The 26112-nt window shown below is 63.5% G+C and carries 31 protein-coding genes; 14 read left to right on the top strand and 17 right to left on the bottom strand.

Annotation, left to right across the window (positions count from 1 at the left end; translation table 11 throughout):
• From EN852_RS02580 to EN852_RS02565, 4 genes are read right to left on the bottom strand one after another with little or no spacing between them, the layout of a single operon-like run.
• Entirely contained in the window at window positions 1–1101 is a 1101-nt protein-coding gene (locus EN852_RS02580) for a glycosyltransferase family 4 protein (protein ID WP_127874786.1), read from the bottom strand.
• Window positions 1086–2378: a TIGR04295 family B12-binding domain-containing radical SAM protein gene (locus tag EN852_RS02575; RefSeq protein ID WP_127874785.1), complete on the bottom strand. Its 1293-nt coding sequence runs from the start codon at window positions 2376–2378 to the stop codon at window positions 1086–1088. The genes EN852_RS02580 and EN852_RS02575 overlap by 16 nt, the downstream gene beginning before the upstream one ends.
• On the bottom strand, window positions 2375–3448 hold the full coding sequence (locus tag EN852_RS02570) for an NAD-dependent epimerase/dehydratase family protein (protein ID WP_127874784.1): 1074 nt from the start codon (window positions 3446–3448) through the stop codon (window positions 2375–2377). The genes EN852_RS02575 and EN852_RS02570 overlap by 4 nt, the downstream gene beginning before the upstream one ends.
• The gene (locus tag EN852_RS02565) at window positions 3445–4551 is read right to left on the bottom strand and encodes an SDR family NAD(P)-dependent oxidoreductase (RefSeq protein ID WP_127874783.1); all 1107 of its coding nucleotides are present in this window, start codon (window positions 4549–4551) and stop codon (window positions 3445–3447) included. The genes EN852_RS02570 and EN852_RS02565 overlap by 4 nt, the downstream gene beginning before the upstream one ends.
• A 189-nt stretch (window positions 4552–4740) precedes the next feature.
• Here EN852_RS02565 and EN852_RS02560 point away from each other — a divergent pair, with 189 nt between their 5' ends.
• Together EN852_RS02560 and EN852_RS02555 are read left to right on the top strand one after the other, a co-directional pair.
• Window positions 4741–5013, top strand: coding sequence for a hypothetical protein (locus EN852_RS02560; protein WP_127874782.1), 273 nt, complete (start codon window positions 4741–4743; stop codon window positions 5011–5013).
• Window positions 5014–5091: 78 nt separating this feature from the next.
• Window positions 5092–5298: a hypothetical protein gene (locus tag EN852_RS02555; RefSeq protein ID WP_127874781.1), complete on the top strand. Its 207-nt coding sequence runs from the start codon at window positions 5092–5094 to the stop codon at window positions 5296–5298.
• A gap of 243 nt (window positions 5299–5541) precedes the next feature.
• Here the strand turns inward: EN852_RS02555 and EN852_RS02550 are convergent, their stop codons facing one another.
• The gene (locus tag EN852_RS02550) at window positions 5542–5859 is read right to left on the bottom strand and encodes a hypothetical protein (protein WP_127874780.1); all 318 of its coding nucleotides are present in this window, start codon (window positions 5857–5859) and stop codon (window positions 5542–5544) included.
• A gap of 302 nt (window positions 5860–6161) precedes the next feature.
• Here EN852_RS02550 and EN852_RS02545 point away from each other — a divergent pair, with 302 nt between their 5' ends.
• Entirely contained in the window at window positions 6162–6566 is a 405-nt protein-coding gene (locus tag EN852_RS02545; protein ID WP_135879531.1) for a hypothetical protein, read from the top strand.
• A 297-nt stretch (window positions 6567–6863) separates the two neighbouring features.
• Window positions 6864–7226, top strand: a complete 363-nt coding sequence (locus EN852_RS02540; protein WP_189545671.1) for a response regulator — start codon at window positions 6864–6866, stop codon at window positions 7224–7226.
• 21 nt (window positions 7227–7247) lie between these two features.
• Here EN852_RS02540 and EN852_RS02535 read toward each other — a convergent pair whose 3' ends face one another.
• From EN852_RS02535 to EN852_RS40725, 4 genes are all read right to left on the bottom strand, one after another.
• Window positions 7248–7637, bottom strand: a complete 390-nt coding sequence (locus EN852_RS02535) for a response regulator (protein ID WP_127874777.1) — start codon at window positions 7635–7637, stop codon at window positions 7248–7250.
• Window positions 7638–7658: 21 nt separating this feature from the next.
• Window positions 7659–11231 (bottom strand): CheR family methyltransferase, encoded by a 3573-nt coding sequence (locus EN852_RS02530; RefSeq protein ID WP_127874776.1) that lies wholly within the window; start codon window positions 11229–11231, stop codon window positions 7659–7661.
• Window positions 11185–12240: a chemotaxis protein CheB gene (locus EN852_RS02525; RefSeq protein WP_127874775.1), complete on the bottom strand. Its 1056-nt coding sequence runs from the start codon at window positions 12238–12240 to the stop codon at window positions 11185–11187. Before EN852_RS02525 ends, EN852_RS02530 begins: the two co-directional genes overlap by 47 nt.
• Before the next feature lie 76 nt (window positions 12241–12316).
• The gene (locus EN852_RS40725; protein ID WP_189545669.1) at window positions 12317–12454 is read right to left on the bottom strand and encodes a hypothetical protein; all 138 of its coding nucleotides are present in this window, start codon (window positions 12452–12454) and stop codon (window positions 12317–12319) included.
• A gap of 183 nt (window positions 12455–12637) precedes the next feature.
• On the opposite strand from EN852_RS40725, the gene EN852_RS02520 reads away from it, so the two are divergent.
• Together EN852_RS02520 and EN852_RS02515 are read left to right on the top strand one after the other, a co-directional pair.
• Complete coding sequence (locus EN852_RS02520) at window positions 12638–12829, top strand: hypothetical protein (protein WP_127874774.1); 192 nt, start codon at window positions 12638–12640, stop codon at window positions 12827–12829.
• A gap of 526 nt (window positions 12830–13355) precedes the next feature.
• The gene (locus EN852_RS02515) at window positions 13356–13787 is read left to right on the top strand and encodes a hypothetical protein (protein WP_127874773.1); all 432 of its coding nucleotides are present in this window, start codon (window positions 13356–13358) and stop codon (window positions 13785–13787) included.
• 70 nt (window positions 13788–13857) lie between these two features.
• On the opposite strand, the gene EN852_RS02510 is transcribed toward EN852_RS02515, so the two are convergent.
• Window positions 13858–14433 carry a response regulator gene (locus EN852_RS02510; protein WP_246694151.1) on the bottom strand — a complete coding sequence of 192 codons (576 nt, stop codon included), beginning with the start codon at window positions 14431–14433 and terminating at the stop codon, window positions 13858–13860.
• 246 nt (window positions 14434–14679) lie between these two features.
• Here EN852_RS02510 and EN852_RS02505 point away from each other — a divergent pair, with 246 nt between their 5' ends.
• Window positions 14680–14874 carry a hypothetical protein gene (locus EN852_RS02505; RefSeq protein ID WP_127874771.1) on the top strand — a complete coding sequence of 65 codons (195 nt, stop codon included), beginning with the start codon at window positions 14680–14682 and terminating at the stop codon, window positions 14872–14874.
• Window positions 14875–14883: 9 nt separating this feature from the next.
• Entirely contained in the window at window positions 14884–15486 is a 603-nt protein-coding gene (locus EN852_RS02500; protein WP_127874770.1) for a diguanylate cyclase, read from the top strand.
• 121 nt (window positions 15487–15607) lie between these two features.
• On the opposite strand, the gene EN852_RS40720 is transcribed toward EN852_RS02500, so the two are convergent.
• Window positions 15608–15745 carry a hypothetical protein gene (locus EN852_RS40720; protein ID WP_189545667.1) on the bottom strand — a complete coding sequence of 46 codons (138 nt, stop codon included), beginning with the start codon at window positions 15743–15745 and terminating at the stop codon, window positions 15608–15610.
• Between the two features lie 8 nt (window positions 15746–15753).
• Window positions 15754–15957, bottom strand: coding sequence for a DUF2934 domain-containing protein (locus EN852_RS02490; protein ID WP_095819879.1), 204 nt, complete (start codon window positions 15955–15957; stop codon window positions 15754–15756).
• A gap of 159 nt (window positions 15958–16116) precedes the next feature.
• Here EN852_RS02490 and EN852_RS02485 point away from each other — a divergent pair, with 159 nt between their 5' ends.
• Window positions 16117–16419 (top strand): hypothetical protein, encoded by a 303-nt coding sequence (locus EN852_RS02485; protein WP_127874768.1) that lies wholly within the window; start codon window positions 16117–16119, stop codon window positions 16417–16419.
• Between the two features lie 130 nt (window positions 16420–16549).
• Entirely contained in the window at window positions 16550–16930 is a 381-nt protein-coding gene (locus EN852_RS02480; RefSeq protein ID WP_127874767.1) for a hypothetical protein, read from the top strand.
• A gap of 86 nt (window positions 16931–17016) precedes the next feature.
• On the opposite strand, the gene EN852_RS40715 is transcribed toward EN852_RS02480, so the two are convergent.
• The 4 genes from EN852_RS40715 to EN852_RS02460 form a co-directional block, all read right to left on the bottom strand.
• Window positions 17017–17325 (bottom strand): hypothetical protein, encoded by a 309-nt coding sequence (locus EN852_RS40715; protein WP_189545665.1) that lies wholly within the window; start codon window positions 17323–17325, stop codon window positions 17017–17019.
• 163 nt (window positions 17326–17488) lie between these two features.
• Window positions 17489–17692, bottom strand: coding sequence for a hypothetical protein (locus EN852_RS02470; protein ID WP_126062604.1), 204 nt, complete (start codon window positions 17690–17692; stop codon window positions 17489–17491).
• A gap of 53 nt (window positions 17693–17745) precedes the next feature.
• Window positions 17746–19737, bottom strand: a complete 1992-nt coding sequence (locus EN852_RS02465) for a protein-L-isoaspartate(D-aspartate) O-methyltransferase (RefSeq protein WP_127874765.1) — start codon at window positions 19735–19737, stop codon at window positions 17746–17748.
• Window positions 19738–19753: 16 nt separating this feature from the next.
• On the bottom strand, window positions 19754–21514 hold the full coding sequence (locus EN852_RS02460; protein WP_127874764.1) for a thiamine pyrophosphate-dependent enzyme: 1761 nt from the start codon (window positions 21512–21514) through the stop codon (window positions 19754–19756).
• A 148-nt stretch (window positions 21515–21662) separates the two neighbouring features.
• Between EN852_RS02460 and EN852_RS02455 the strand changes: the two genes are divergently transcribed.
• The 4 genes from EN852_RS02455 to EN852_RS02440 all read left to right on the top strand — a co-directional run bounded on the left by EN852_RS02455 (window position 21663) and on the right by EN852_RS02440 (window position 25831).
• Window positions 21663–22559, top strand: coding sequence for an alpha/beta hydrolase (locus EN852_RS02455; RefSeq protein WP_127874763.1), 897 nt, complete (start codon window positions 21663–21665; stop codon window positions 22557–22559).
• A gap of 110 nt (window positions 22560–22669) precedes the next feature.
• Window positions 22670–22858: a hypothetical protein gene (locus EN852_RS02450; protein ID WP_127874762.1), complete on the top strand. Its 189-nt coding sequence runs from the start codon at window positions 22670–22672 to the stop codon at window positions 22856–22858.
• Between the two features lie 347 nt (window positions 22859–23205).
• Entirely contained in the window at window positions 23206–25320 is a 2115-nt protein-coding gene (locus EN852_RS02445) for a catalase (protein WP_127874761.1), read from the top strand.
• A gap of 247 nt (window positions 25321–25567) precedes the next feature.
• Window positions 25568–25831: a hypothetical protein gene (locus EN852_RS02440; RefSeq protein WP_127874760.1), complete on the top strand. Its 264-nt coding sequence runs from the start codon at window positions 25568–25570 to the stop codon at window positions 25829–25831.
• A gap of 27 nt (window positions 25832–25858) precedes the next feature.
• On the opposite strand, the gene EN852_RS02435 is transcribed toward EN852_RS02440, so the two are convergent.
• Complete coding sequence (locus tag EN852_RS02435; protein ID WP_127874759.1) at window positions 25859–26071, bottom strand: hypothetical protein; 213 nt, start codon at window positions 26069–26071, stop codon at window positions 25859–25861.
• Window positions 26072–26112: the final 41 nt, after the last annotated feature.

Raw genomic sequence — 26112 nt, 5'->3', positions numbered from 1 at the left:
TCAACGCCCCGCTGCGGTCAGCGCCGCTCGGTTGTAGATGTCGCGCATCATCCTCACCTGCTTGCCCAGCGAGAATTGGCGTGCCCGCCGCGCGGCGCGCCTGCCGAGCTTGCGCCGCAGGCTTTCGTCGCGGGACAGGCTCCCGATGCAGTCGGCCAGCGCATGTGGGTCGCGCGCGTTGAAGAACATGGCCGCACCGTCCCAGATCTCGCGGTAGGTCGCGATATCGGCGAGCACCAGCGGCGTGGCCGAGAGCGCGGCTTCAAGGGCGGCTAGCCCGAAAGGCTCGTAGATCGAGCTCGAAACGAAGATTCCGGATTGCCTCATCAGCCGGCGGACTTTGCCGTGATCCAACGGCCCGAACGAGACGCAGTTGTCGAAACGGGCGCGCTGACCGTCGGGGCCGGCGAGCGGACCGGCGACCCGAATGGGCCAATCGCAGAGCGCGGCGGCGGCGTCGAGCGATGTCGCATTCTTGCCCTCGTCCCACCAGCGCGCGGCAGCGAAGACAAAAGGTTCGCGCCGGCCCGGTCTCGGGCCTGGCAGGGCGCCATTATGGACGACGCCCAACCCTGCGATCGCGCCGTAGCAGGCTTGGAGCATCTCGGCATGGCTTCGGCTCGGAGCGACAACGACGTCGGCGCGATCGAATCCGGCTCTGTTGCGATCTCGCTGCCAGGACCAATCGTGCGCCGGCGCCTGCCCACGCACCGCGTGCAGCCATGTCGCCACGCATGAATGCGAGACCGCGACGATAGGACATGTCAGATCAAGCCCGGCCGCTTGCGTCGGCGCATTGAGATGGACGAGATCGATCGCATAGGTCTCGGCAAGGTTCCGCAATTCGCCCGGCAAGCGGGCGAGATCGCTTTCGTCGCGCGTCATCCAATCCGGCGGGCATTTCAGCCAAGCCAGCGTTGCAAAAGACCCCACCTCCCGCGCCTGCTCCGGAGAAGGTTCGGGTCCGAGCCCGGCAAGCACGATGCTGTCGCCGCCGGCCGCCAGCTCGCGCGCCAGGTCGAGGCAGTAGCGCCACACCCCGCCGACCGCGTCGGTCGTCATCAGGATGCCCCGCGGACGATGGATCAGTGATTGCAGCATGAGGACTCCAACTCAGCCAGCGCATGCGGGCGCTGGTCCTGGATGTCGCTGAAGGAGCGGAAGGAGGCGAGGTAGTGCTCATGCGCGCGCTCCCAGGCGAGGTCGTCGGGTTCGCCCCAGAGTTCTCGGTAGCTGGGAGAGCTCGGATAGGGATAGAGCGGCACGGGCTCGTTGGCCCAGACGCCGTGATCGATGAGGTGCTTGCGCCAATAATCCACCAGCGCCGGGTCGTCCTCGACCACGCCGATCAGATTGGCCTGGACGAAAGGCACGTTGCGGCGAGCGTCAATGAGCAGCGCTGCGAGGTCCTCGGTGTCGAGGCGGCAGCGCTTGGCAAGCATCTCGCGACCCTCGACGGTCAGGCTTTCGAGGCCTGCCTCGATCGAGACGCAGCCGGCCGCGCCGAGCAGCTCGAGCAGTTCCGGCTTCCAGAGGTCGATCCTGGTCTGGACGCCGAATTGGACGTCGCGATCGACCAGCGCCTCCAGCAGCGCCTTCTGCGGCAGGAATATCTCGTCGATGAAATAGATGTAGCCGACCCCTTGCGCGATCAGCGCGTCGATCTCGGCGACGATCGCATCGTGCTTCCTGCGCCTATAGGCATCGCGAAAATCGATCTTGGCGCAGAAGCTGCAATTGTAGGGACAGCCGCGCGAGGCCTCCACCTCGGCGCCGGCGCCCTTCTGGACGGTATCGAACCTATGGTGGTGATGGCCATGCGCCGCGACCCAGTCGGACGGCCAGGTGAGCGCCGGATGATCGACGAACGGGCTGACATGAACGCCGCCGTTGCAGGCCAGACCCTCGCCTTGGAGGCGGGCCGTGTGCGCAACCTTGCTCCAGTCGCTTTGCCGCGCGAGCTCCGCCACGACCTCCTCGCATTCGCCGCGCACGACGACATCGACGCCGAGCTTGCGCAAGGTCGGGGCAGGCGTCGCCGAGCCATGCGGTCCGACCGCCACGGTACGTCCACCGCGTCCGGCGAGATGGTTGAGGAATTCTCCGGGAACACGCAGTTCCGGGGGCGCGCAGCGCCAGAACAGATAGGTCGGGGCGGTGGTTACCACCGTCATGTCCGGCGCAAAGTCAGCCACACGATCGGCAAGGGCCGCGTTGTCCAGCCCCTGCAGCAAGCCGTCCAGCATCAGGATGTCGTGCCCATCGGCGTCCAGCATTGCCTTCGAATAGCCGAGCTCCAGCGGCAGATGCGGCTGGCGGCAGCCGAAATAGATGCTGTGCTCATACGTCCAGAACGGATTGACCAGGGCGACTTTCATGCGACGTACCTCGTGGCTTCGGGGCGCGATTGGAGCCGATGCCGCAGCAGCCAGCTGGCGAGATCGCAGACGCCTTCGCGCCATGGGACACGCGCCTGCCAGCCGATCGCGGCTTGCAGCTTGCGGGTGTCGGCGACGAAGTAGGGTTGATCGCCGATGCGCTCGTGGTCGTGGCGGATCGTGATGTCGCTGCCGGTCATGTCGGCGATCTCCGCCAGCAGCACGCGCAGGCTGACCGCGTTGCGCGGGCCGCCGCCCAGATTGAACGCCTGGCCCTTGAGGTCCTCGATCCTGGCCAACAGGCCGCGATAGGCGGCCACGGCATCCGACACATGCAGGATGTCGCGCACCTGTCGGCCCTCGCCGTAGATGGTGATCGGCCGGCTCGACAGCGCGCTGAGCAGAAAATGCGCGACCCAGCCCTGGTCCTCGGTGCCGAACTGGCGCGGCCCGTAGATGCAGCTCATGCGCAGCACCGCCGTCGGCAAGCCGTAGGACTTGGAATAGTCGAGCACATACTGGTCAGCCGCGCCCTTCGAGCAGCCATAGGGCGTGCAGAAATCAAGGCCGATCTTCTCAGCGACGCCGCTCGTACGCACGTCCTCGTCGAGCGGTTCATAGTGATCGTCGGCTTGGCGCACCGCGATCTGCGGCAGGCTGCCATAGACCTTATTGGTGCTGGCGAAGATCACGGGAGCTCCGGCGCCGCGAGCCGCTTCCAACACGTTGAACGTCCCTTTGAGGTTGATGTCGAAGTCTTCAGCGGGATCGCTCAGGCTGGTCGTCACGGCTGTTTGAGCGGCGAGGTGAAAAATCGCTTTGGCCGGCGCCAGCGCGGTGGCCAACGCGCTCAGATCGCGAATGTCGACGATTTCGACGATCAGCCGTTCGCCATGCTTTTGCGCCAGCCAATCGAGATTCTGCTCGACGCCTGGACGGCTGAGATTGTCGACGACCAGCACAGTTTCCCCGTCGGAGAGCAGGCTGTCTGCGAGATTGGAGCCGATGAAGCCGCTGCCGCCGATAACGGCTACGGGCGCCTGTCGGGCGTGGCGGTGCGTCTGGGTCATGAGACCAATCCTCGCTCTTCCAGCTCGCGCCGCATGTCGGCGCCGCGGTCGATGACGACGCTGTTGCGAACCCAGGCGGCGAATTCACCGAGCGAATTCTCCAGCCGATGCTTCGGCTCGAAGCCCAGCAGCTCGCGCGCCTTGGCAATGTCGGCGAAGCAATTGCGGATGTCGCCGGAGCGCGCCTTGCCGAGAATTTCGGGTGGACGCTTGGGAATGCCCATCGCCTTGGCAAGCAGACGGGCCACTTCGCTGATCGAATAGGCGTGGCCGCTGCCGATGTTGATGGCATGCCCGGCGGCCTGCCGTTGCTCCAGCGCCAGCCGGAACGCGGTGGCGACGTCGCGCACATGAACGAAGTCGCGCTTCTGCTCGCCGTCCTCGAAGATCGTCGGCCGCTTGCCGTTGGCGAGACGCGAGGCGAAGTTGGCGAGAACGCCGGTGTAGGGATTGGAGAGCGCCTGTCCGGCCCCGAAGACGTTGAAGAGACGCAACGCCACGGCGTCGATGCCATAGGCCTCACCGAAGATCAGCGCGGCGCGCTCCTGCGCGTATTTCGTCAGCGCGTAGATCGAGGCGAGATCGGGCCGTTTCTCCTCGTCGGTGGGAATCGGCGACAGGGCTTCGCCCGATGCCGATCTGAGATCCCACAGGCCGTCCTTAATGTCAGCGGGCTTGCGTCGGGCATTGTCGATCCGCTCGCCGTCCGCAGTCCGGTAGAGGCCTTCGCCATAGATGCTCATGGAGGATGCCACGACGATCCGTTCGACCGGCTTCTTGATCAGTGCCTCGAGCAGCACCGCCGTGCCGAGATCGTTGGTGCCGACATAGCGGGCGATCTCGTACATCGACTGGCCGACGCCGACCTCGGCCGCCAGGTGGATGACCGCGTCGACATCCGAAACCGCCTCGGCGACCGCATCGCGATCGCGAACGTCGCCTTTGATCAGCTCGGCTCCGGTCGGAAGGTTGATGGCCTCAGTGCCGTGCACCTGGTCGACAAGCGCATCGAGCAGGCGCACGCGATAGCCATGGTCGGCGAGCTCCTGGGCGACGTGGCGGCCGATGAAGCCGCAACCTCCCGTAACCAATACTCGTTTCACGATGACTCCCTTGCGGATTTTGCTTCGGCGCCCCGAACTGCGCGGTAAAAGGTTTGTTCCCTGCTTCAACAAAGTTCCCGCCGCGGCAGGTCACGCAGCTTGGACAAGGGCTGTGCAACCCGCTGGAACATTGCCTGTTGGCTGCTGTTAGGACCGCTCACCAATCCTCGCTGCGAGAAAGGGAAATCCATGTCCGAGGCCAAGACGACCACCAATCACGACGAGATCCGGAAATGGGTGGAAGAACGGAAGGGACGACCGGCCGTCGTTCGCACGAAAGGCGAGGGCGGCATCCTGCGTATCGATTTCGGCGAGCCTGAAGATACGTTCGAGGCGATCGGGTGGGACGAATTCTTCCGCATTTTCGACGAGAATGATCTCGCCTTCCTGCATCAGGATGAAGCCGGCGGCGGCGGAACGAGCCGCTTCAACAAATTCGTCAAGCGCGACCGAAAGAGCTAGGCGGTCGGGACTGGTGTCATGGCGGCTGAGGGAACCGCGTTGGCGTTCCGGCTGTTGGATCGGCAAGGAGCAATCGCCATGGGACTCTTTTCCGACCTGAACAGGAAGCTGACCGAAAACCTCTATGCCCACGGCAGCTACCTGAGCGATCCGAGCGCCGACCTGCCGCGAAGGGTGGAGGAGACGGTCGATCTGCTGATGCCCTTCGTGAAGCCCGAAGCGCGGGAAACGGTGAAGCTGCAGATTCTCGGCATCATCCACGAGCACATCTTTGACGAGGAGTGACTCCGGCGATCGCTCGACCATCCGGAGACACCAGCCGTCAGGATACTTTTATTCCGAACGCCGGGATCCGCGCTGCTTCTCGGCGTCGCGCAGCAGCCGCACAATGGCGTCCACTGGAGAGGGGTCGGTCGCAGGCTGTGCTTTCCAGCGCCACAGATGGCGAAACAAACTTCTCAAGCTCGGCATCGCAATAACCTCCTTGCGCTATCAAACCTGGGGCGGCGAATGATGTTCCTTCCATGCCTAGCGGATGGCTGCGGCGAGCAGAAAGGCGACCGCGGCCAGGACAACCAGCGCCACGATGACCAGGACCGGTCCGTTCCTGCGCGGCTCAAGGTCTGGCGCGTTCTCCGGCGGTCGCATCGCGTTGGCAAAGCTCGCCTGGTTGGTGAAGTTCGGTTTGCGCGGCTCGGCCGGCGCGGCGGACGTCGAGACAGCACCGGCTTCGGCGTCTGCTTCCTGCGGTGCCGCCGCCGGATCGAATCCGGGTGTCTTGTCCTGCGTCCTGCCGGCCTGGATTTCGCCGCGGGCCTCGGCCGGTGTGTGTGGGTTGGGTGACATTCGGCGTCTCCTTTGTTCCCAAAACCTTCATCCGGCCCCGCTGTTCCAACCGGGCCGCAATCGAAGAATGAGTTGCCAGCGAGCTCAGCGCATTCATCACGGACGCGACAGGAGCGTCAGGCCTGGTTTTCGGGATTCGATTCCTGAGCTCGGACGGAACCTTCGGGACCAGGGGAGCTTTTTATCCTCGATACCAGGACAGAGAGGCGGCAATGCAAGTTCTCGACACAGCGATACATGCAAGTCCCAAAGGCGCTACGGTCGAATTTCTTGGCGAGGGTGGGGAGGGCATCGCTGTCACCATGATCGTGTCAGACCCGTTGCTCGGCGACGCCGCGCTTATCGATCGCGCCAGAGAGATGATGCTTCAATGCGCCGCTTTCGGCGGCCCCTCAGAACGAGACGGACCGGACGGGATGGTGAACGCAGGCCGACCCGGCAACGAGCGGCCAAGCGATACGAACCAGGGTCCCTATACATTCGAATATCGCGAGGGTGGCAGTGTGAGGCGGCTCGAGGGCGTCGAGTTGCCCGACCTCGAAGCTGTTCGTCACGAAGCGCTGCGCTCGGCGATCGATCTGCTCGACGATGCGGCCGAACCCGGTCAGGACGGTTGGGCGGTTCGGGTTCGTGGCGGCGACGGCGCTGTCGTCGTGTCCGTCGATTTCGAGGAAGCAAGGCAGGAAAGGGCAACCGCCGCGATGTGAGGGAGGCGGCATCTGTGAAAGGTAATATGATGCATTCCCTCATGTCACTGCATGCGCTTGCAAATTCACGAGGCGACGGGCTGAGACCTGAGTTTCTTCGTCTGCTTCAGGCCCGCGCGCCCCTGTCTCACCCCGACGTGATCGAGCTTCACCAGGAGACGGGCTTGAACCAGGCCGGTCCTAATCCTGTTGGGGACCCCGAAACCGCTTCGAAGCAAAGCGTGGTGCGTTTCCCTGGCCGGCGGCGTATGATCGGCCGTCGGTCCGGAAGGGATGCGCCTGTCAGAGGAGGTCGCCATGGCAGCGCCCCTGGCACTGATCATTGAAGACGAGTACCTGATCGCGTCGGACGTGGCGAATGGCCTGAAGGAGCGCGGTTTCGAGGTGGCCTGCGTGGCGTCCGAGCGGGCCGCCGCGGCTTGGCTGGACGACAACAAGCCGGACCTGGCCATCATCGACATCCAGTTGCTCGACGGCCAGCGCGGCGCCGCAGCCGCCCGCCTCAAGGAAGCGGGCGTGCCTTTCCTCGTCCATTCGGGCTATGATCCGGAATTCCAGTCGCCGATCTTCCACGGCGCGCCTTATGTGCCGAAACCGGCGCCGATCCGGCACCTGATCGAACTGGCGAGCCAACTGGTAGGGAATCGCGCCGAGCGATAGACGAGCCCGATCAAGGCCATTTCAGCCCGGCGCGGCGTCACCTTTGCGGAACCGCGACACCGCCTCGATCAGCAGACCGTAGTCGACCGGCTTGGTCAGCTTCGGCGAGTCGCGAAACTTGTCGGGAAAAACTGTGGCGCTGTCATAGCCGGTGAGGAAAATGAAAGGAACGCCATCGCGCGCAAGATGCTCGGCCAAAGGAAAGCTTCGCTCCCCGCGAAGATTGACATCCAGCAAGGCGCCGTCCAGGGCAATGCCGTCGATTTGATCCAGTGCTTGTTGGACCGTAGGCGCCGGTCCCACCACGGTACATCCAGCGCCCGCCAACTGATCGGCGAGATCTTGTGCGAGCATGAACACATCCTCGACCACGAGGACATTAAGACCCGACAAGGGTGTATTTGTGTTCATCCTAAGCACACAGCAAGAATGCTATCGGCGAGCGCCTGACGCCAGCGGAATTTCTATATCGCATTCCAGTCCCGAGGGTTCAAATCGCAGTCCGACCTTACCCCCGAGTTCATATTCTAAACTTTGCTGGATGAAGCTGGTTCCGAAATTTCGCTGCGGCGGCTCCGTAACGACGGGACCTTCGACTTCCCGCCAGTGGATGGACAGAACCCCGGCTTTGTCGGTGTTCCATGTCACCTCGACCCGACCCTCCTCGGTCGAGAGCGCGCCATATTTCGCCGCATTGCTGGCGAGCTCGAAGAACACCATGCCGAGCGTCGCGGCCATGCTTGCGCCGAGCTGCAAAGGCTTTCCACGGATGACGATATTGCTGCGCGATTTGCTGGCGTAGGGCGACAGGACCGCCCGCAGCAGCTGCTCGAGATCGGCATCGGTCCAGTTGTAGGAGGACAGCACTTCGTGGGTCCGGCCCATCGCCTGCAGCCGCTGCTGGAACGAGGTTGAGAAATCGCTCACCGAACCCGCCGTGCGCACCATGCGCGATGTCAGCGCGGTGACGGTGGCGAGAATGTTCTTCACGCGGTGCTGCAGTTCATGCAGCAGCCTTTCCTGACTGCGCTCGGCCTCCTTGTGGCTCGAGACGTCGACCAGTGCCGCGATCGCGCCGCGAACCCTGCCGTTTTCGTCGAACAGCGGGTTGGCCGACATCATCACGTCGATGCCCGAGCCATCCTCGCGCAGAATCCGCGCTTCATAGCCCGGGATAGCCTTGCCGGTGCGCATTGCCTTCATCAGAGGCTGGTCGTCGGCGTCGACCTTGGCGCCATTGAGCGTCAGCGGCAGGACGGCGGGGACGGAGATCAGCTTGTCGCCGGTGGCGCGTTGCCCCGCGAGCTCCACAGCGCGGCGGTTGGCGCGGATCTCCGCGCCGTCGCCGTCTTCTGCGATGAAGATGCCGACCGGCACCAGGTCGAGCAGGGTCTCGAGGCTTTCGACGCGGTTGCGCAGGTCGTGCGAGAGCACGCCGATCTTTTCCTCCGCCCGGGCTATCTGGGTGACGTCGACGAAAGTGACCACGACGCCGGCGATCACATTGTCGACGGTGCGATAGGGCAGGACGCGCATGATGTAGCGCCGGCCGCTGTCGGTACCCTCGACCTGACGCTCGATCGTGCCCAGCCTCAGCAGCACCTGTTCCATATCGGCCTGCAGCCCATCGGCGGGGAAGCGCGGGCGCACATGCGCCAGCGGCCGGCCGACGTCGCTTTCGACCAGGCGGAACAGGTCGCGCGCCGTCGGCGTGAAGCTCTTGATGCAGAGGTCGCGGTCGAGGAACACGGTGGCGATCTGCGTGCTTTCGAGCAGGTTGGCCATATCGTTGTTGGCGCGGCTAAGCTCGTCGACGCGGATGTTGAGCTCGGCATTAACCGTCTGCAGTTCCTCGTTGATCGACTGCAGCTCTTCCTTCGAGGTTTCCAGTTCCTCGTTGGACGACTGCAGCTCCTCGTTGATGGAGGACAATTCCTCATTGGAGGATTTCAGCTCCTCATTGGAGGATTCGAGCTCCTCGGTCGTGATCTGCAGCCGCTCCTTGGTTTCCCTCAGCTCCCTTTCGAGCTGGCTGACATTGGCGCTTTCCACATCGTCGGTCGTGTGGACGGGCTCGTCATCGGGCTCCGGCTTGATGCCGCCGATGTCCCGGAAGACCAGCATGTAGAGCGGGTCCGCCGAGCCGTCGGAGGGTAACGGCTGCACCGCCAGGCTTATTGTCTGTCGGCCGCCATTGGTGCCGATGCTGATCTTGTTTTGGATCGCCACCTGTCCGGTGCTGGCCGCCTTGTGGAGCGCGGCGCGCAGATCCATGCGAAGGCCGCGCCTTGCCATGGAAAAGACGTTGTGGTCGGGAGCGCCCGCGGCGAGCTCGAGATATTTGCCGGTGCCGCCCGAGCTGTGCATCAACTCGCCGGCCGCGTTGGTCACCACATAGGCCGGCGCATAGCGCTCGACGATGACACGCTCTGCCACCTCCTGCAAAGTTCCGTTCGTTGCCCGCTGGCGCGCGCTCGGCGTCGTCTGCCTGGCCGCGGCGGCGAGGGGGAATTCCGGCAGCCGGTGCGGAGTGACCCCGCCGCGCTTCTGGAAGATGCGGCTCGTCTTGTCGACGGTGGAGAAGAGGCGGGCGTGCCGCGTGACATTCTCCGAGGATCCGAGAAAGAGATAGCCGTTGTTGCGCAACGCGTAGTGGAAGATCGGGACGATCTTTTCCTGCAGCTCCGGGCCCATATAGATCAGGAGGTTGCGGCAGGCGATCAGGTCGAGCTTGGAGAAGGGCGGGTCGCGCAACAGATTGTGCGAGGAAAACAGGCAGACTTCGCGCAGGTCGGCCGAAACGCGGTAGGTGCCGTCCTCGCGCGAGAAAAACTCCTTGAGCCGCTTCGGCGTTATGTCCGTCGCGATCGTCGCCGGATAACGGCCGGCGCGTGCCACCTCCAGCGCGCGTTCGTCGATATCGGTGGCGAAGATCTGCAGATTGGGCGAGGCGGCGCCGCGCGGCGCGCTCTCCTTCAGGAGCATGGCGATCGAGTAAGCCTCTTCGCCCGTCGCGCAGCCCGGCACCCATACGCGGATCGTCTCGTCGGGCTTGCGGCTCTCGAACAGCCGAGGAATGACCAGCCTTTCCAGCACATCGAAGGCGTGCTCGTCGCGGAAAAAGCTGGTGACGCCGATCAAGAGGTCCTGGAACAGCAGATCGACCTGCTGCGGCTCGTCGCGCAGACGTTCGTAGAAGGCGGCCGGGTCGTCGATCTGCAGCACCTGCATGCGGCGCTGGATGCGGCGCAGGATCGTGTTGTCCTTGTAACCGCTGAAATCGTGGCCGGTCCGCACGCGCAGCAGCGCCGCGATGCGCGAAAGCTGTTCGGCGACATCGCGCTTGCGGCGGTCGCGCTCGCCTTCGGTGTGGTTGGAGTGGCGGAAATAGCTGATCACCTTGACCGCCATTTCCTCGGCCGGAAGCACCATGTCGACCAGGCCGCTCTGGACGGCGCTGCGCATCATGCCGTCATATTCGGCACTCTCCTGCGCCAGGGTAAGGCCGCCGCGTTCCTTTATGGCTCTCAGCCCGATGGTGCCGTCGCTGCCCGTCCCGGACAGGATGATGCCTGCCGCATTCTCCGCCTGCTCCTGCGCCAGCGAGGTGAAGAAATCGTCGATCGGCGTCCGCCTGGCGCGTGTCGCGGCCATCTTGGCTATGTGGAAGCGCTGGTCACGTACGGTGACCGATACGCCTGGAGGCGTGACGTAGATCTTGTCGGGCTCGATCTCCATGCCTTCGGCCGCGGTCTGGGTTTCGATCGCGGTGGAGCGCTGGATGATGCTGGCAAGCACGCTTTCGTGCTCGGCGTCGAGGTGCTGGATCACCACATAGGCAAAGCCGCTGTCGGCCGGCACTTCGGGGAAGAATTTCTGCAGCGCAGCGATGCCGCCCGCCGATGCGCCAATGCCGATCAGCGGAAAGGGGGCGGGCTCTTTCGCGCCCTCGCGCGAACTAATCGTTGCCTTCCTTGTGCTTGCCTTCCGCCCCGACTTCGCCATTGCCCGCTACCTGAATCCGCCTGCTTTCGAGGATCCGCTCGATTACAGCGGCATCCGCCTCATAGTCCTTCGCCCGCTTGCCTATTTCAACGGCGAGTTCGGAGCGGTGCCTTGCCCGCTCCCGATCCGCCATCCGCCTGGCAAACGCCGCCCGTTGCTGATGCGAGCGGAGCAGGCTCCACAGAATCTCGTCCGCTTCGATCGCCTGCGCCTCCATCACGGCGTCGGCGGTGAAGGCATGCCCGGTATGGCACCGATAACGCAGCATGTCACCGTCTTCGATCTCCCACAACGGCCCGTGGCATTCCGGGCATGTAAACACCGACAACTCGCCAAGTCGATCCGCTTCTTTCATGGTCGAATGCTCCTGCGCGGCGATGGCCGCCTCCAGTCTGACCGTCGGTGGGGCTGCGAAGGTTTCGCCGGCGGGCTCAGCCGCGAGCTTTGCCAGCAAAGCCCCGAGCTTCGCCGCCGGCAGGCAGTGGTCGACCTCGACAAAATGCAGCGCGCTTTCAACCATCGCCGGCACCAGCGTATCGTTGGGGTCCTGGACCACCGCCAGCCCGCCCACAGCCTTGACCGCCCTCAACCCGGCGGTGCCGTCCGAAAGCGAGCCCGACAGCAACACGCCAATGACGCTGGCGCCGTAGCTCAGCGCCGCCGAGCGGAACAAGGGATCGATGGCCGGTCGGGCCAGGTTTTCGCGCGGACCGCGCCGCAGCATCATATGGCCATCGTGAAGGAGGAGATGGACACCGGGTGGCGCCACATAGATGCAACCCATCCTGAACGCCGCGCCGTTCCTGGCCGGCATGGCGCCGAGCGGTCCCGCTCGGTCGAGGATTTCGGGCAGGTAGCTGACCTGGCCGACATGCACCACGACGAACACGGCCGCCGGCAAATCGGCTGGCAAATCGCTGACAATCTTCTTCAGGGGCTCGACCCCGCCCGCCGACGCGCCGATGACGATGATGTTGTGGTTTTTCGCTGGGCTTGTGGAACGGGCCATTCCGCGACGAGCCTCCAGATTGGGCTGTAAGAACCGTTCCGTTGCGGTGATGGCGCCATCGCGGTTCAGCGACCGGTCAGGTGTTTAACAATGCAATCCGCGCGATGTTCCATCGCTGCCGCTTCTCGATTGTCGGGTGGTCGCGGCGATGCGGCGGTTCGCCGGCTTTTTCCGGGGTGCTGGCAGGGTTTTCTTTTGGAACAAACACCGGCATTCGCGCTTAGGGCGCTGCGGTCATGTCCGCTCCAGGTGTCCGGTGCGAAGACCCGTCGCTGCTTCGTCCCCGGCGACGGGTCTTTCTTTGCGCCATGTAAACACACGTTAAGGCGAGCGGGAGAACAATCCTTGATCTTGGCCGCTCGGGCAGCGACTGGCGCTGCCATTGTGAGAACGGCGAATGCATAGGCTGGACGATCCCATCGCCCCTGAGAAAGCGGTGACACTGGCGGAAGCCGGTGCCGAATGGCACGTGATGATCGAAGAACCGGGGCATGTCACCGTCAGGTCTTTCGACTGCGAAGCCGATGCTGAGAACTACGCCGAAAGGCAGAAGACGCGGCTTGGCTTCGACAAGGTGACCAGGATTTAGCCATGGATAAGAAATACGCGGCAAGCGAAGCAGCTATAGCGCGGGCAAACAGGCTGCGGGCAGAGAGCGACCGAATCAGGACTACTTTGAGGCATGAGTCAGCCCGCGCGCGGCGGCTCATAACCGATGTCTCGAACCTTCTGCGGCACGCCAAGGAAACGGGCGGCGAAAGGCAGCGCTAATTCCGCTGTGACATTTCTCGTAAAGAGCTAGCCGGGCCGGGCGCGCGATCTTGTCGACTGATCGGGCGGTGCGAACTCGCACCTTCGCACTGGCTCGGCTGCTCAGGAGGCCCACGCTATGGCCCCAACCTCGTCATCCGACTCCCTAAGCCAGAATGGCTGGAACATAGGAGATCGCTGGCAGTTCGGGTTCGCCTCAGACGCCGCTCCAAGGCGTTTGTTGAAGACGGGTGGGCAACACCTGGTCGGCCCGCGCCTGTCCCCTCGCAGGCGTGGGCTTCAGGCCCGGCAGGACCTGCCGCGCCGCCGTGCAGATGTCGCCGCCACAACCACAGGAGACAGCAATGAAGCATCAGACCTCATACGAACTTCAATCGGTGGCGGTCGTCGACCGGCTCGGCTTGATTCCCCTTGCAACGAGAAGGCAGCGGATCGAGCGGTGGGCGGAACTGCTCGACCGCAATCCCCAGCGCTGCCTCTCGGCGCTGACGGGCACCGAATATGTCGATCCCAGTGTGCGTGAAAGGGTGCGGGCGGATGGCTCCGCGCTCGCGGTTGCCTTCGATGATCCGCTGCTGCGCGCGGCCGGGTTGCAATCGGACACCTATGGCGAGGCGAAGCGCTTTTTCGAACTGTCCGATTGGCAATTGCATGACGTGGTCTGCAGCTGCCATGCCGGCGCGACGATGCAGGCCAGCTGGGCCGCCGCGCGGGTGCGCCGGATCGTAAGAGGCAGCCGGATCCTCGCCTGGGTCAGAAGCCGATTTACGCATTGAGGCGTGCTTGGTCGCCCGGCGAGCGCAGGTCGCCGGCGGCTCGGCTGCCCGACGATCGGTGCAGAGATGATCAGTGTAGAAGAGAAGCTCCGCGCAACTGCGCTATCCTGCGCATGATGGCGTTCAGCCAGTCGGCGATGGACGAGTCAGCGGGCCTGTTGTCGATATCCTCGAGCGCCCGTTCCAAAGTGTGCTCGACAAGGCGGTCGGAGGCCCCGGCATCGTCCAGCAGCAGGCGCGCGGTGAGCCGGAGCTTGGGCAGCAGCGCGACGACGTCCTCCGCCGCAGACACCTGCTGCGCGACGGCCGCTGGTTCTGCGGAGGGCTCCGGCGGGAACAGCGCATCGACCAGGGTGGCGCGGTTCGAGGACTTGCTCAGGCTGCTCGCGAAACGCAAATGCTCGGGGATGGCGATGTCGTCATATCCGCTGAAGAACACGAAGGGCACGTTGCGCAGCATCAGCTCGTCCGCAATCGGGAAAATCTTGCGGCCGTGCAGGTCGATGTCCAGGATTGCGGCCTCGGCCGCTTTCGCATGCCGCCCGGCCTGCTCCACCGTCGCCACCGGTCCCAGGATGATGGCGCCCATGTCGGCGAAGAAGGTCGCCAGATCGCTGGCGAGCAGCCACTCGTCCTCCGCGATCAAGAGGTGAAGTCCCCTGAGGTTTCGCACACGAGCTCCTTCAGTTCGCATACCGCAACCGTAAAGCGAGGCGCGCCAACACCGGGGCGCGTGACAATGAGGTCGCAGGGAAGCCAGATGTTAGAACGCAGCGACGGGGGAACCGTTCCGGCCGTTCGCTGCATGCGCTTCGATCTGATCCGGCAGGCATGGAACCATTGCGCCGGCCTGCGGTTCGGCACAGGCGGGGCTAGGCCGGGAACCAGGACCATGACATCGCACGACGAAGCCTCCAAGGACGACCACGAGCGTGAGAACGCCGAACGTGTCCGCGACCTCGCGGAAAGAGCGGGAATTCCAAGCGGGTTGGCGCTGGCGCTGATCCTGAAATACGGAAACGATCCGAACGTGCTCGATCGCGAGGCGGCAAAGCTGAAGCGGAACGCGGACAATGGCGATAGATAGGGGGCAGTCGTGCTTGACGATCCGATGGTCCTCATCCTGATGTATTTCGTCTTGCCGGTCTGGCTGATCGCGGGTTTTGCCGACTGGCTCTGCCACCGTGCGACCCACATAGAATCCACCACCGGTGCGAAGGAATCGCTCATCCATCTGCTGATGTTCGCCGAGGTCGGAATCCCGCTGCTTGCGGCAATGTTCCTCGAGGTGAACGCCCTGGTCATCGCCGTGATGATCGTCACCTTCTTCGTCCATGAAGCGACGGCGATGTGGGACGTGCGCTACGCGACCACGGCGCGCACGGTGAGCCCGATCGAGCAGCATGTGCACAGCTTCCTGGAGATGATCCCGCTGATGGGCCTGGTCAGTGTCGTGTCCTTGCATTGGGGACAGTTTCTGGCGCTGTTCGGAGCCGGAACGGAGAGGGCGCGCTTCGACCTTGCCTGGAAGCAGGAGCAACTGCCGGTGGCATATGTCGCCATCGTCATGATCGTCATCGCGCTGTTTGAACTGCTGCCCTATGTGGAGGAGTTCCTCAGAGGCTTGCGCGCCAACGCCGGCCGGTTCGTACCCGCCAAGGCAAGGCGCCACGAGCCCGGCGATACCACGGTGCGATGAGGCGAGCCGTCCTCCGCTTAATGCATGTCGCCCAAAAGTGCGCAGCGGTTTTGGGAGAACGACATGCATCAAAACAAAGGCTTAAAGCGCGTCGCGCGAATCCGTTTCGACGCGACGCGCTTTAGCCGTTCTGGTCGATCGCGTGCGGCGAGGGCTGCTGGGCACCGCCAGCCGGGCGCCCGCCGTTCTGGCCAGCCCAAACCCAGAGGGCGATCAGAATGATCAACAGAACGCCGAGCGCAATTGTGATATGACGCATCCGCGACCTCAGCCGCCCGGCCTGTTGGCGGCCGGGTCCGAGCCGACCCCAACAGCGGGATCGGGCGCCACCGGACCGCGCTCGGCCTCCGAACCTTCCGACTCGATCTCCTGGACGGCTTGATCCCAGTGTTCCTGCTGGCGTCCCTCGGGGCGGCCTTCCCGCTCCCATATCTCGTGCGCGCGTTGCCTGATGCGTTCTTCCCTGTCCATGACGAGCTTCCTTCGCGCCTCATCTGCTGCCCGCGCCTAATTGATTGCCGAAAGCTTTGTTCCGTCCGACTCGAAACTTAGGTGCCGTGTACCGTGCCGGGTCGGGAACGTCGCCTTCGCGCCGGTGTTACTTCTCCATTGAGAAAATGGAGATCACTCATGAACAATCAGAACCGCCGCGAGACCGGCGCCACAAAATATCCAGCCAATAGCGATCCGGATCCTGCCGACCAGTTCTCGCAGGACGCTGCCGAGAATGAAAAGCCTCAGGACGACATGGGCCTCACCAGACGACAGGGCGAGGTCGAGGACAAGACGCGGCAGTCAGAAGGCCCGCGGCAGCCGACCCCAAGCCCGGCGACGCAAAAGGGCTCAGGCGCCGGTCCGTCCGTGGCTGAGCATTCCAAGGACGCCAAGGCGCCTAGGAGCGGCCGTCAGCCCGGGGCGTATGTGAAGGAATGAACGGCGCCGCAGACGCCGTGGAACATAGCTATGACTTCTAAGTTCGGGGAATGCCCGCCGCCGGCGATCCGGCGGCGGATCGTGAGGCTCTGGACTTATCCGGAGCTGCCGCAACCACGGCGGATCGGTTATGAACAAAACAGCATCAAGCAAGCATCTGCGAGAACGGGTAGCGGCGGTTGGGTTACATCCACTCCGCCGGCGGGCATGGCTTCCTCTGACCGCAAGTGTCCTGGCGAGCCTCCTCTGGGGCCCGGCATCGGCGCACCAGGCGCCGGCGGGCTGGCAGTATGAGCCTTCCTGCTGCGCCGGGGTGGATTGCTACCAGGCGCCGCCTTCGGATGTGAAGGAGACGAAGTATGGCTACCAGCTTTCGACCGGCGAGCTGATCCCCTACAGCGACCATCGCATCAAGCGATCGCGTGACGAATATTTCCATGAATGCAAGCCGGGCGGCGACAACAGTTCGCAGCACTCTTTCTGCCTGTATGTTCCTGACCGCGGGATGTGATCCGCAACGGCTCGACCGAAAGGTTGACGACAAAAAGCCCGCCCTCTCAAAGGCGGGCTTTCGAGGCCGTGCAAGAGGCCGATAGCTTACTTGTTGCAATTCTGCATGTTGGACGTCGTGTTGCCGCTGGCTGTGTTGTTGTCGATGTCGTTGCCGGCGGCGTCCTTGCACCGGTCGTTTGCGCCGTTGGACTTGGTGCTGTTCGTGCTGTTGGTTGCGTTTGGATCGACCGTGCCGTTGCCGTTGCCCGTACCCGTTGCGCCGCCCGTGCCAGTGGTGCCTGTGGTAGCGCCGGTACCGTTGGTGCCCGCCCCGTTGCCCGAGCCGCTGGTTTGCGCCATGGCGGAAGTCGCCAGGACAATGGCAAGAACCGATGCGGAAAGAAGTTTGATCATGGTAAGGATCTCCTGTTGATCGCGTTATTGCGATATGAGTCAACAAGAAATTCTCTCGGATGTTCCAAAGGTCTCTGCTAGGATGCGGAATTTGTTCATTGATGATGATTTGCTACCGTGTGCCGGAATATTACATTCTCGCTGATCAATCTCATTTCTGAATTTACTTGTTTGTGCGAACCTTCTGGCGCGGGTTGATGCCACCTGCGTCGGTGGTGTCGTTCTCTACATCACCTTCGACTGTGTTCTCGCCGTGCTCCAGCTCGTCGCCTTCCTTGATGGTGCCTTTGGAGGTTCCAATGCCGGGATCATTGCCCATATCGGCATCGCTCGGTTTTTTCGATTTCGGGTGCTGGTTTCCGCTCATGGTCTTTCCTCGTTATGTCTTTCGAACCGGAAGCGGCGCAGAATGTTCCGGCGTCAGACGCCGAACGGATAGGTTTCCGGCATGCCTTCAGCGGCGTGTTCGGGTCCGAGCGGGGTGACCGCGCTGGTCTCGTCGAACCAGACGAAGGCATCGAATTGCCGCGCCAGCGAAGCGTCGGCATAGTGGCTGTGCAGTTCGGTTTCCGGCCGGTAGATCACGCCGATGAAGCGCTCCAGGCGGCGCTCGGTCAACCGGTCGCGCAGCTTCGGGTCGCGTGCCAGGTCAAGCAGGAACCGCTCGATGCCGGCGTCGTGGCAGAGACGCTCGTAGCTGTCCTCGCGCGACGGCCGCACCGACTTGATTTCCATCTCGCCGTCCCAGTCGGTCGCCGCTGCGACAGTACCGGTGTGGGTGCCGAAACCGATGAGAGCCGCGGCATCGCCAAACCGCTGCCGGCAGAGCTGGCCGATATTCACTTCCTCGCGCGAGATTCCCATTTCGGTGTAACGCGCATCGCCGATGTGGGAATTGTGCGCCCACACGATGGCTTTCGCGTTCGGGCCGCGTACATCCAGAATATGTTCGAGCGTCTCGAACATATGCGTGTCGCGCAGATTCCAGGATTGCGGTCCGCCGTAATACATGACGCGGTAATACTGCTCCGCCGAAGCGATGAGCCGGGCATTCTGCGCGGCGTCGAACAGTTCCTCGCCGTCTTGGCCGGCATGATCGAGTTGCCTCGCCAGCATGTCGCGGCACTGCTCGAGGACCGCCTTCTCGCATTCGCGGTAGCCCTTGGTCAGCGCGGCACGACCGTAGGTCGATGGTTCGGTCTGCCATGGCGTCAGGCAGCCATAGCGCTCCCGCGCAACCCTTGCCGCTTCCGGGTCGACGCGGTCGAGATACTCCAGGACGGCGGCGATCGAACCGCGCATGTTGTAGATGTCGAGGCCATAAAAGCCTGCCTCAGGCTGCAGCGCCTTGACCTTGTCATTGTGCTCGCGCAGCCATTCCACGAATGCCGCGACCTCGGTGTTGCGCCACATCCAGGTTGGAAAGCGCTGGAACGGCTGATCGGCGCCAGGCGAGGCGCCTCGGCCGCGGACATAGCGGTCGATGGCCGCTGCATCGGGCCAGTCGGCCTCGACCGCGACGATGGTGAAGCCGTGCCTCTCGATCAGCCTTTTGGTGATTGCCGCGCGCGCCCGGTAGAATTCGGAGGTGCCGTGGCTGGATTCGCCGAGCAGGACGATCCGCCGGTCCGCGAAACGGTCGAACGGTTCGGCAAATGCAGGGTCGTCGAAGTCGGAAAGCGGCTCGGCGGCCGCCGCGATCATCTCCGGCAGGCTGCGCGTGCGCGCTAGTGGAACCGCGCGGATAGTCGTCGGACGGCTTTCCTCTCGCCAGCCCTGTTCGCCGATGAGCGGGACGAAGCGCACCCCGCCGAAATCCTCCTCGCTGTAAGTCGATGCGCCCGTGCGGGTCACCTTGAGCAGGCGCTGCTCGTAAGGATCGTCGCCCACCGGAATGACCAGCCTGCCGCCGACGTCGAGCTGCTGCTGCAAGGCCAGCGGCGCGCCCGGTCCGCTCGCGGCCACCACGATGGCGTCGAAGGGTGCGGCTTCGGGCCAGCCTCTGGTGCCGTCGCCGATCCGAACTTCGATGTTGCCGTAGCCTAGTTTTTGGAAGCGCCGCCGTGCGGTCTCGGCAAGCGGCGCATGGCGTTCGATCGTGTAGACATGGTCGACGATGCGGCTCATCACGGCGGCCGCATAGCCCGATCCTGTGCCGACCTCGAGCACATGATCGCCTGGGCCGATGTCCGCCATCTCCAGCATGAAGGCAACGATGTAAGGCTGCGATATCGTCTGTCCTTCCGCGATCGGCAGCGGCCCGTCCTCGTAAGCGAATTCCTCGTAGCCTGGGTCCACGAAGACTTCGCGTGGAACTTCTTTCATCGCTGCCAGGATTTCCCGATCATGGATGCCGCGCCGGCTGAGATGCACATCGACCATCCGACGACGCTCGCGGGAAAGATCGAGCATGTGAATGTCCTCCGTTCTATTCGCCGGCCTCCATCATCGTCTTGGTCGGCTGGCGGGCGACGTTTTCCTCGATAAGATCGCGACCCGGAGTCTGCGGCAGCGCCTTGCGGAAGTTCTTGGCGTAATCGGGCGGCATTTTCGGCGGCATCATCGGCTCATAGGCGTCGACGAGCGCCTCGATGATCACTGGCCCGCTGGTGGCGAAAGCCTGGTCGAGCACGCGTTCGACCTCCTCCGCCCGCTCGATGCTGAAGCCTTTTCCGCCCATCGCCTCGGCGGCCTTGGCGAAATCGATCGGCTGCAACTCGCAGCCGAACTGGGGATTGCCGAGGAACATCATCTGCTCCCAGGCGATCTGGTTCAGCATGTTGTTCTTGATGACCAGGACTTTCAGCGGGATGCCGTAGCGCACCGCCGTGGAAAACTCGCCGAGCTGCATGGCAAGCCCGCCATCGCCGACGATCGCCGCGACCGGACGACCGGGAAAGGCAATGCCGGCCGCGATCGCATAGCTCAAACCGCAGGACATGGAGGCGAGCGCGCCGGAAACGCCGAAGGCCTGTCCCGCGCGGAGATCGACATGGCGCGCGGCAAGTTCCGTGTTCTGGCCGGAATCGGTCGCCAGCACCGTATTCTCGGCAAGGCGCTCGCCGAAGGCGCGCGCGACGCGTTGCGGCTTGAGCGGATGGGCCAAGCCATCTTCGGACTGGCGCATCATCTCGCGCCATTTCTGCGTAGAACTCTGTGCAGTTGCCAGGAATGCACCGTCGCCCTTCTGCTGCAGCCGCTGGTTGAGGGCGCGCAAGGTCTCGGCCGCGTCGCCAACCAGACCGGCCTCGACGGGGAAGCGCAGGCCGATGCGCTGCGCGTCACAATCGATCTGCACGCCACGCGCTTTGCCCGGCTGCGGATAATATTCGATGTAAGGGAAGGTCGAGCCGACGATGAGGACGGCGTCGCACGTCTCCATCGCCTCTTGCGAAGGCAAGGTGCCCAGAATGCCGATGCCGCCCGTAGTGTAGGGATGATCGTCCGGCAGCACGGCTTTGCCAAGCAGCGCCTTGGCGATCGGCGCCTGCAACAGCCGCGCAGTTTCCTCGAGTTCAGCCGCCGCCCCGATCGCTCCGCGTCCCGCAAGGATCGCCACGCGCCCGGCGTCGTTGAGGATGGCCGCGGCCTTGTCCAACTCCGCATCCTGCGCGACGCAGTGGGGGGCGAACATGTCCTGCGGCGTGTGCGCCGGGCGGTTGCGCTTGGATCGCTTGGCCGCGTCGGCGGGCTGTTCCTGGATATCGCTGGCGATCGAAAGATGCGCGACGCCCTTGCGGGCGAGCGCCGTGCGGCAGGCGAGGCTCGCCACGTTCTCCATATGCGCCGCGTCCGAGACCTGGGCGTTGTAGACGCTGACGTCGTTGAAGACGCGGGTGAGATCGACATCCTGCTGCGTGAAAGTCTCGATCAGGTCATGGAACTGCATGCCGGTGATCGCCAGCACCGGCGCTTGGTCGAGCCTTGCGTCGTAGAGACCGGTGAGAAGGTGAGTACCGCCGGGCCCGGACGTCGCGAGGCATACGCCGAGCCTGCCTGTCCATTTCGCGTAGGCGCAAGCCATGAACGCGGCCGACTCCTCGTGCCGCACTTGAACGAAAGAAATTTTGTCCTGGTTCTTGCGCAGCGCCTCCATGACGCCGTTGATGCCGTCGCCGGGCAATCCGAACACGACTTCGACGTTCCAGGCAATCAGGGTCTCGACGAGGATTTCGGCTGCATTAGGCATGGCGAGGCTCCGCTGTTGGGTTCCGAACCAGCGAGGCTGCGGTTGGTTCCCTCGCCGGATCGAAGCGGGCTCCTATGGCGAAAAGGAACAAACCAGATTGCGCCGGGTTGGGCGGCCACTGCAATGTGGTGCCCGTGAGGAGGCGTCCATGGAAGAACCTGTCTTCTGCGATACTTCGCTTCTGCGCGTCGCCTTTCTGAGCGGCGGATCCGAGGACGGCCCGCCTGTGCTGCTCCTTCATGGATGGCCGGACGATGCGACCACTTTTGCGGATGTGGCACCATCTCTTCAGGCCGCGGGCTTCCGCACCTTCGCGCCGTGGCTGCGCGGATTCGGGAAGACCTCGTTCCACTCCGACGAAACCATACGCTCGGGCGAGATCGCGGCTATGGCGCAGGACGCGCTCGACTTTGCCGACGCCATCGGCCTCGAGCGGTTCGCGGTTGTCGGCCATGACTGGGGCGCGCGCATCGCCTACCTGCTCGCCTCGGTTTTTCCGCAGCGCATAACATGCTGCGCGGCGCTTTCGCTCGGATGGCAACCCGGCCCGCCTCCGACGCCGCCTTTGGAGCAGACGAAAGCCTTCTGGTATCAGTGGTTCATGGCGACCGCGCGCGGCGAGGAGTTCGTGCGACAGCACGGTCACTCTTTCGCGCGCTTCCAGTGGGACAGCTGGAGCCCGCCAGGCTGGTTCGACGACGATCTGTTTGAGCGTGTGGCCAAGTCATTCGCAAATCCGGACTGGCCGGATGTGACGGTGCATTCCTATCGCGTGCGCTGGGGGAAGGCGGATCCCGACCCGCGCTATGCTGAACTCGCGCGCAAACAAATTGAGGCGGAGATCATCTCGGTGCCGACATTGGTCCTTCATGGCGACGAAGATCGCGTCGTTCTGCCGGATTCGTCCAAGGGCAAGGAGCGGTATTTTACCGGCGGTTATGAGCGTGTGCTGCTGCCGGGTGTCGGTCATTTCCCAACTCGCGAAGCGCCCGCACAGGTTCGGGAGGGATTGGAGAGATTTCTGCTCGAGTTCGGCAGGCAATAAGCGAAAGCAGCGTTGAAGGAAGTTCGCCGTTCCAGCGGACGGGCGCAGCAGGAACTTTTTCTCCATCAGTGGGTTAGTGGGGAGGCGTTAACCCATGTTAGGGTCCGGCCGTGGCACGGAAGCTTCGTGAAGCACTGACATCGGAACAGGAATTGTCCGAGGCGACAACGCCGGAACGCGAGACGACCGCGGCGTTGGAGGCGCTGACAGTCGAGGACGCGCCTTCTCGAATGCTCGAACTGGCGCGAAAGCTCGACGCCGCCATCGCGTTGCGAGCGCGCAAGTCCCATCCGAATTGATTTTCACCGACGACATCGCGCCGACCCGGAACAATTGGGGCTGGCATCTGTTCGCCTGTGAAACCTTCCATGGGCAATCGGATGAAGAGCCTTATTCAAAGCCTGATGGCTGAGTTCCTGCCGCGCTGGTGGCGCCGAAAATCTCGCATCCCGGCACCGAGAGACATGCTCGCTCGTGCATCCTCGCGAGTAACGCCGGACCGTTCCGAGGCAAGCGGAGCAGAGGAAGGATCGGACGCCGTTCCAAGATAGGTCAAGCCGGGACATGCCCCGCTGTACCGGCTGGAACATTCGCCCCGATTGCTCGTTCGGCAACATCATTTCAGCGAGCACAAGGGACAACGACAATGCCGAAGAAAGCTTCCCCGGCCGGCGCTACAGCCGTGGCTGAGATTCATGACCAGGAACTTGTCCGCGGCAGTGGCGGCGAGCTGCATCAGGTTGCCGAAGGCGATGCCGAGGTGCAGACGACGGCGCTTGGCACGCCGATCGCCGATGACCACAACACGTTGAAGGTCGGCGAACGCGGTCCCACGCTGATCGAGGATTTTCATTTCCGCGAAAAAATCTTCCATTTCGATCATGAGCGCATCCCCGAGCGCGTGGTCCACGCGCGCGGCTACGGCGCCCATGGCTTCTTCGAGACGTACGAGTCGCTCGGCAAGTACACCAAGGCCGATATCTTCCAGCGGCCCGGCGAAAAGACACCCGCCTTCGTTCGTTTCTCGACCGTCGCCGGCAGCAAAGGCTCTTTCGATCTGGCGCGGGATGTGCGCGGCTTCGCCGTGAAGCTCTATACCAAGGAGGGGAATTGGGACCTCGTCGGCAACAACATCCCGGTCTTCTTCATCCAGGATGCGATCAGGTTTCCGGATATGGTCCATGCTGTGAAGGAGGAGCCGGACCGGGCTTTTCCGCAGGCCCAATCCGCGCATGACAATTTCTGGGATTTTATCTCGCTCACGCCGGAATCGATGCACATGATCATGTGGATCATGTCCGACCGCGCCATTCCCCGGTCGTTCCGGTTCATGCAGGGCTTCGGCGTACACACGTTCCGTCTCGTCAACGCCAAGGATGAATCGACCTTCGTCAAATTCATCTGGAAGCCGAAGCTGGGCATGCAGTCGGTGGTCTGGAACGAGGCTGTGAAGATCAACGGCACCGATCCCGATTTTCACCGCCGCGACCTCTGGAACGCCATCCAGTCGGGCGATTTTCCGGAATGGGAGCTCTGCGTGCAGCTCTTCGACCAGGATTTCGCCGATAGTTTCGACTTCGACATCCTCGATCCGACCAAGATCATTCCCGAGGAGATCATCGAGCCGATCCCGGTCGGGCGGCTTGTCCTCGATCGCATGCCTGAGAACTTCTTCGCCGAGACCGAGCAGGTTGCCTTCATGACGCAGAACGTGCCGCCAGGCATCGACTTTTCCAACGATCCCCTGCTGCAGGGACGCAACTTCTCCTATCTCGACACGCAGCTCAAACGCCTCGGCAGCCCCAACTTCACCCACCTTCCCATCAACGCGCCGAAATGCCCGTTCCATCATTTCCAGCAGGACGGCCACATGGCGATGCGCAATCCCGCGGGCCGCGCCAACTATCAGCCGAATTCCTGGGGCGAGGGGCCGCGTGAGTCACCTAGCCAAGGCTTCCGCTCCTTTGCCGATGCGGAGGAGGGGCAGAAGGTCCGGCTGCGAGCGGAGAGCTTCGCCGATCACTACAGCCAAGCCCGCCAATTCTTCATCAGCCAGACCGAGCCCGAGCAGCGTCACATCGCGATGGCTTTGACGTTCGAACTGAGCAAGGTCGAGACGCCGGTCATCCGCGAGCGGATGATCTCCCATCTGCTTAACATCGACGAGACGCTGGCGACCACGGTCGCCGACAAGCTCGGCATCAAGACCATGCCGGCCCCTGCCGACGCCGCCGTACCGACACGCGATGACCTCGAGCCGTCGCCCGCGCTCAGCATCATCAACAACGGGCCGGACAGCTTCAAGGGCCGCAAGATCGGCGTGCTCGTCAGCGACGGCATCGATTCCGGCCTTCTGCAAGCGGTACGGGATGCGGCGCAAGCGGAAGGCGCCAAGGTGGAAATCGTGGCGCGCCGGGTGGGCGGTGTCGAAGCCGGCGATGGCAGCTGGATCGAAGCCAACCACATGATCGACGGCGGACCGTCGGTTCTTTTCGATGCGGTGGTGCTGCTCGTTTCCGAGGAAGGCGCCGAGATGCTGTCCAGGGATGCTGCGGCAAAGGACTTCGTGTCCGACGCCTTTGCGCACCTGAAGTTCATCGGCTTCGTCGCGGGCGCCGGACCTCTGCTGGCAAGCGCCGGCGTGGCGGTCGACGCGGACGAGGGGCTCATCGAACTCACAGGCGGCGGTTCCGCGCGCTCGTTCGTCGAGGCTTGCCGCAAGCTGCGGCTGTGGGCGAGGGAAGGTGCCGTCAAACTCTGAGGTGTTCATCCGACCCGTTACCAGCGCAGGAATTTTACCGGAACATTTGGAGTGCCTGCCGGTTCGGGAGATGATCGCCCTCCCTCCAGCGATCCAGGGTCCCATCAAGGCCCAAGGCCCGTTGCCGCATGCAGGCAGCGGGCCTTTCTTCGTCGGGGGATATTCCGCGCGCTGGAGCCCCCGGGGAACAAGCGGGATATCTTCGGGTTCCTTTCGAGAGAGGAGAACCGTCAAACAGGAGGCCGCAATGAGCGAGGCTATGACGACCTCAAATCACGAAGTGATCCGAGCGTGGATCGAGGCGCGCGAGGGCAGGCCTGCCGTCGTCGCGGCGCCGGGAAAGGCCGCGACGCTGCGGGTCGATTTCGGCGAGGGCGATGAGGATCTTAGGCCGATCGAATGGGAAGATTTCTTCAAGGTGCTGGACGACAACAACCTGGCGTTCGTCCACCAGGACATGACCGCGGAGGGCAGCACCAGCCGCTTCAACAAATTCGTCCCGCGCGAGTAGTGATCCGGGAAGTCAGGACATCGCCAGTTACTGAACGCCCGGCATCTTGCTGGCATCCTGAGGGTTCTTCGTGATGCCGGCTGCTGGCGAGGTATCCTGCGGCGCATTCCCGCCCTGGTTTTGTTCGGGCGTGCGTTTCCATGGCGCGGAAGATGAGCCGCTGTCGACTTCAATAAAGGCCCAGTAGCAAAGCGCCATGACCACCAGCAACAGTAGCAGCGGCAAAAGCACCCGTTTCATGCCGAACTCCCGACGGACTTTGCCGTTGCACCGCTGGCGCC

It is taken from the genome of Mesorhizobium sp. M2E.F.Ca.ET.209.01.1.1 (assembly GCF_004010375.2).
GTDB lineage: Bacteria > Pseudomonadota > Alphaproteobacteria > Rhizobiales > Rhizobiaceae > Mesorhizobium.
This window is presented reverse-complemented; position numbering and strand designations above follow the sequence as displayed.

Bases quoted from the DNA above. Each gene is read 5' to 3' on its own strand.
- EN852_RS02580 (WP_127874786.1), bottom strand. From the start codon at position 1,101: ATGCTGCAATCACTGATCCATCGTCCGCGGGGCATCCTGATGACGACC.
- EN852_RS02575 (WP_127874785.1), bottom strand. From the start codon at position 2,378: ATGAAAGTCGCCCTGGTCAATCCGTTCTGGACGTATGAGCACAGCATC.
- EN852_RS02570 (WP_127874784.1), bottom strand. From the start codon at position 3,448: ATGACCCAGACGCACCGCCACGCCCGACAGGCGCCCGTAGCCGTTATC.
- EN852_RS02560 (WP_127874782.1), top strand. From the start codon at position 4,741: ATGTCCGAGGCCAAGACGACCACCAATCACGACGAGATCCGGAAATGG.
- EN852_RS02555 (WP_127874781.1), top strand. From the start codon at position 5,092: ATGGGACTCTTTTCCGACCTGAACAGGAAGCTGACCGAAAACCTCTAT.
- EN852_RS02550 (WP_127874780.1), bottom strand. From the start codon at position 5,859: ATGTCACCCAACCCACACACACCGGCCGAGGCCCGCGGCGAAATCCAG.
- EN852_RS02545 (WP_135879531.1), top strand. From the start codon at position 6,162: ATGATCGTGTCAGACCCGTTGCTCGGCGACGCCGCGCTTATCGATCGC.
- EN852_RS02540 (WP_189545671.1), top strand. From the start codon at position 6,864: ATGGCAGCGCCCCTGGCACTGATCATTGAAGACGAGTACCTGATCGCG.
- EN852_RS02535 (WP_127874777.1), bottom strand. From the start codon at position 7,637: ATGAACACAAATACACCCTTGTCGGGTCTTAATGTCCTCGTGGTCGAG.
- EN852_RS02530 (WP_127874776.1), bottom strand. From the start codon at position 11,231: ATGGCGAAGTCGGGGCGGAAGGCAAGCACAAGGAAGGCAACGATTAGT.
- EN852_RS02525 (WP_127874775.1), bottom strand. From the start codon at position 12,240: ATGGCCCGTTCCACAAGCCCAGCGAAAAACCACAACATCATCGTCATC.
- EN852_RS40725 (WP_189545669.1), bottom strand. From the start codon at position 12,454: ATGCCGGTGTTTGTTCCAAAAGAAAACCCTGCCAGCACCCCGGAAAAA.
- EN852_RS02520 (WP_127874774.1), top strand. From the start codon at position 12,638: ATGCATAGGCTGGACGATCCCATCGCCCCTGAGAAAGCGGTGACACTG.
- EN852_RS02515 (WP_127874773.1), top strand. From the start codon at position 13,356: ATGAAGCATCAGACCTCATACGAACTTCAATCGGTGGCGGTCGTCGAC.
- EN852_RS02505 (WP_127874771.1), top strand. From the start codon at position 14,680: ATGACATCGCACGACGAAGCCTCCAAGGACGACCACGAGCGTGAGAAC.
- EN852_RS40720 (WP_189545667.1), bottom strand. From the start codon at position 15,745: ATGCGTCATATCACAATTGCGCTCGGCGTTCTGTTGATCATTCTGATC.
- EN852_RS02490 (WP_095819879.1), bottom strand. From the start codon at position 15,957: ATGGACAGGGAAGAACGCATCAGGCAACGCGCGCACGAGATATGGGAG.
- EN852_RS02485 (WP_127874768.1), top strand. From the start codon at position 16,117: ATGAACAATCAGAACCGCCGCGAGACCGGCGCCACAAAATATCCAGCC.
- EN852_RS02480 (WP_127874767.1), top strand. From the start codon at position 16,550: ATGAACAAAACAGCATCAAGCAAGCATCTGCGAGAACGGGTAGCGGCG.
- EN852_RS40715 (WP_189545665.1), bottom strand. From the start codon at position 17,325: ATGATCAAACTTCTTTCCGCATCGGTTCTTGCCATTGTCCTGGCGACT.
- EN852_RS02470 (WP_126062604.1), bottom strand. From the start codon at position 17,692: ATGAGCGGAAACCAGCACCCGAAATCGAAAAAACCGAGCGATGCCGAT.
- EN852_RS02465 (WP_127874765.1), bottom strand. From the start codon at position 19,737: ATGCTCGATCTTTCCCGCGAGCGTCGTCGGATGGTCGATGTGCATCTC.
- EN852_RS02460 (WP_127874764.1), bottom strand. From the start codon at position 21,514: ATGCCTAATGCAGCCGAAATCCTCGTCGAGACCCTGATTGCCTGGAAC.
- EN852_RS02455 (WP_127874763.1), top strand. From the start codon at position 21,663: ATGGAAGAACCTGTCTTCTGCGATACTTCGCTTCTGCGCGTCGCCTTT.
- EN852_RS02445 (WP_127874761.1), top strand. From the start codon at position 23,206: ATGCCGAAGAAAGCTTCCCCGGCCGGCGCTACAGCCGTGGCTGAGATT.
- EN852_RS02440 (WP_127874760.1), top strand. From the start codon at position 25,568: ATGAGCGAGGCTATGACGACCTCAAATCACGAAGTGATCCGAGCGTGG.
- EN852_RS02435 (WP_127874759.1), bottom strand. From the start codon at position 26,071: ATGAAACGGGTGCTTTTGCCGCTGCTACTGTTGCTGGTGGTCATGGCG.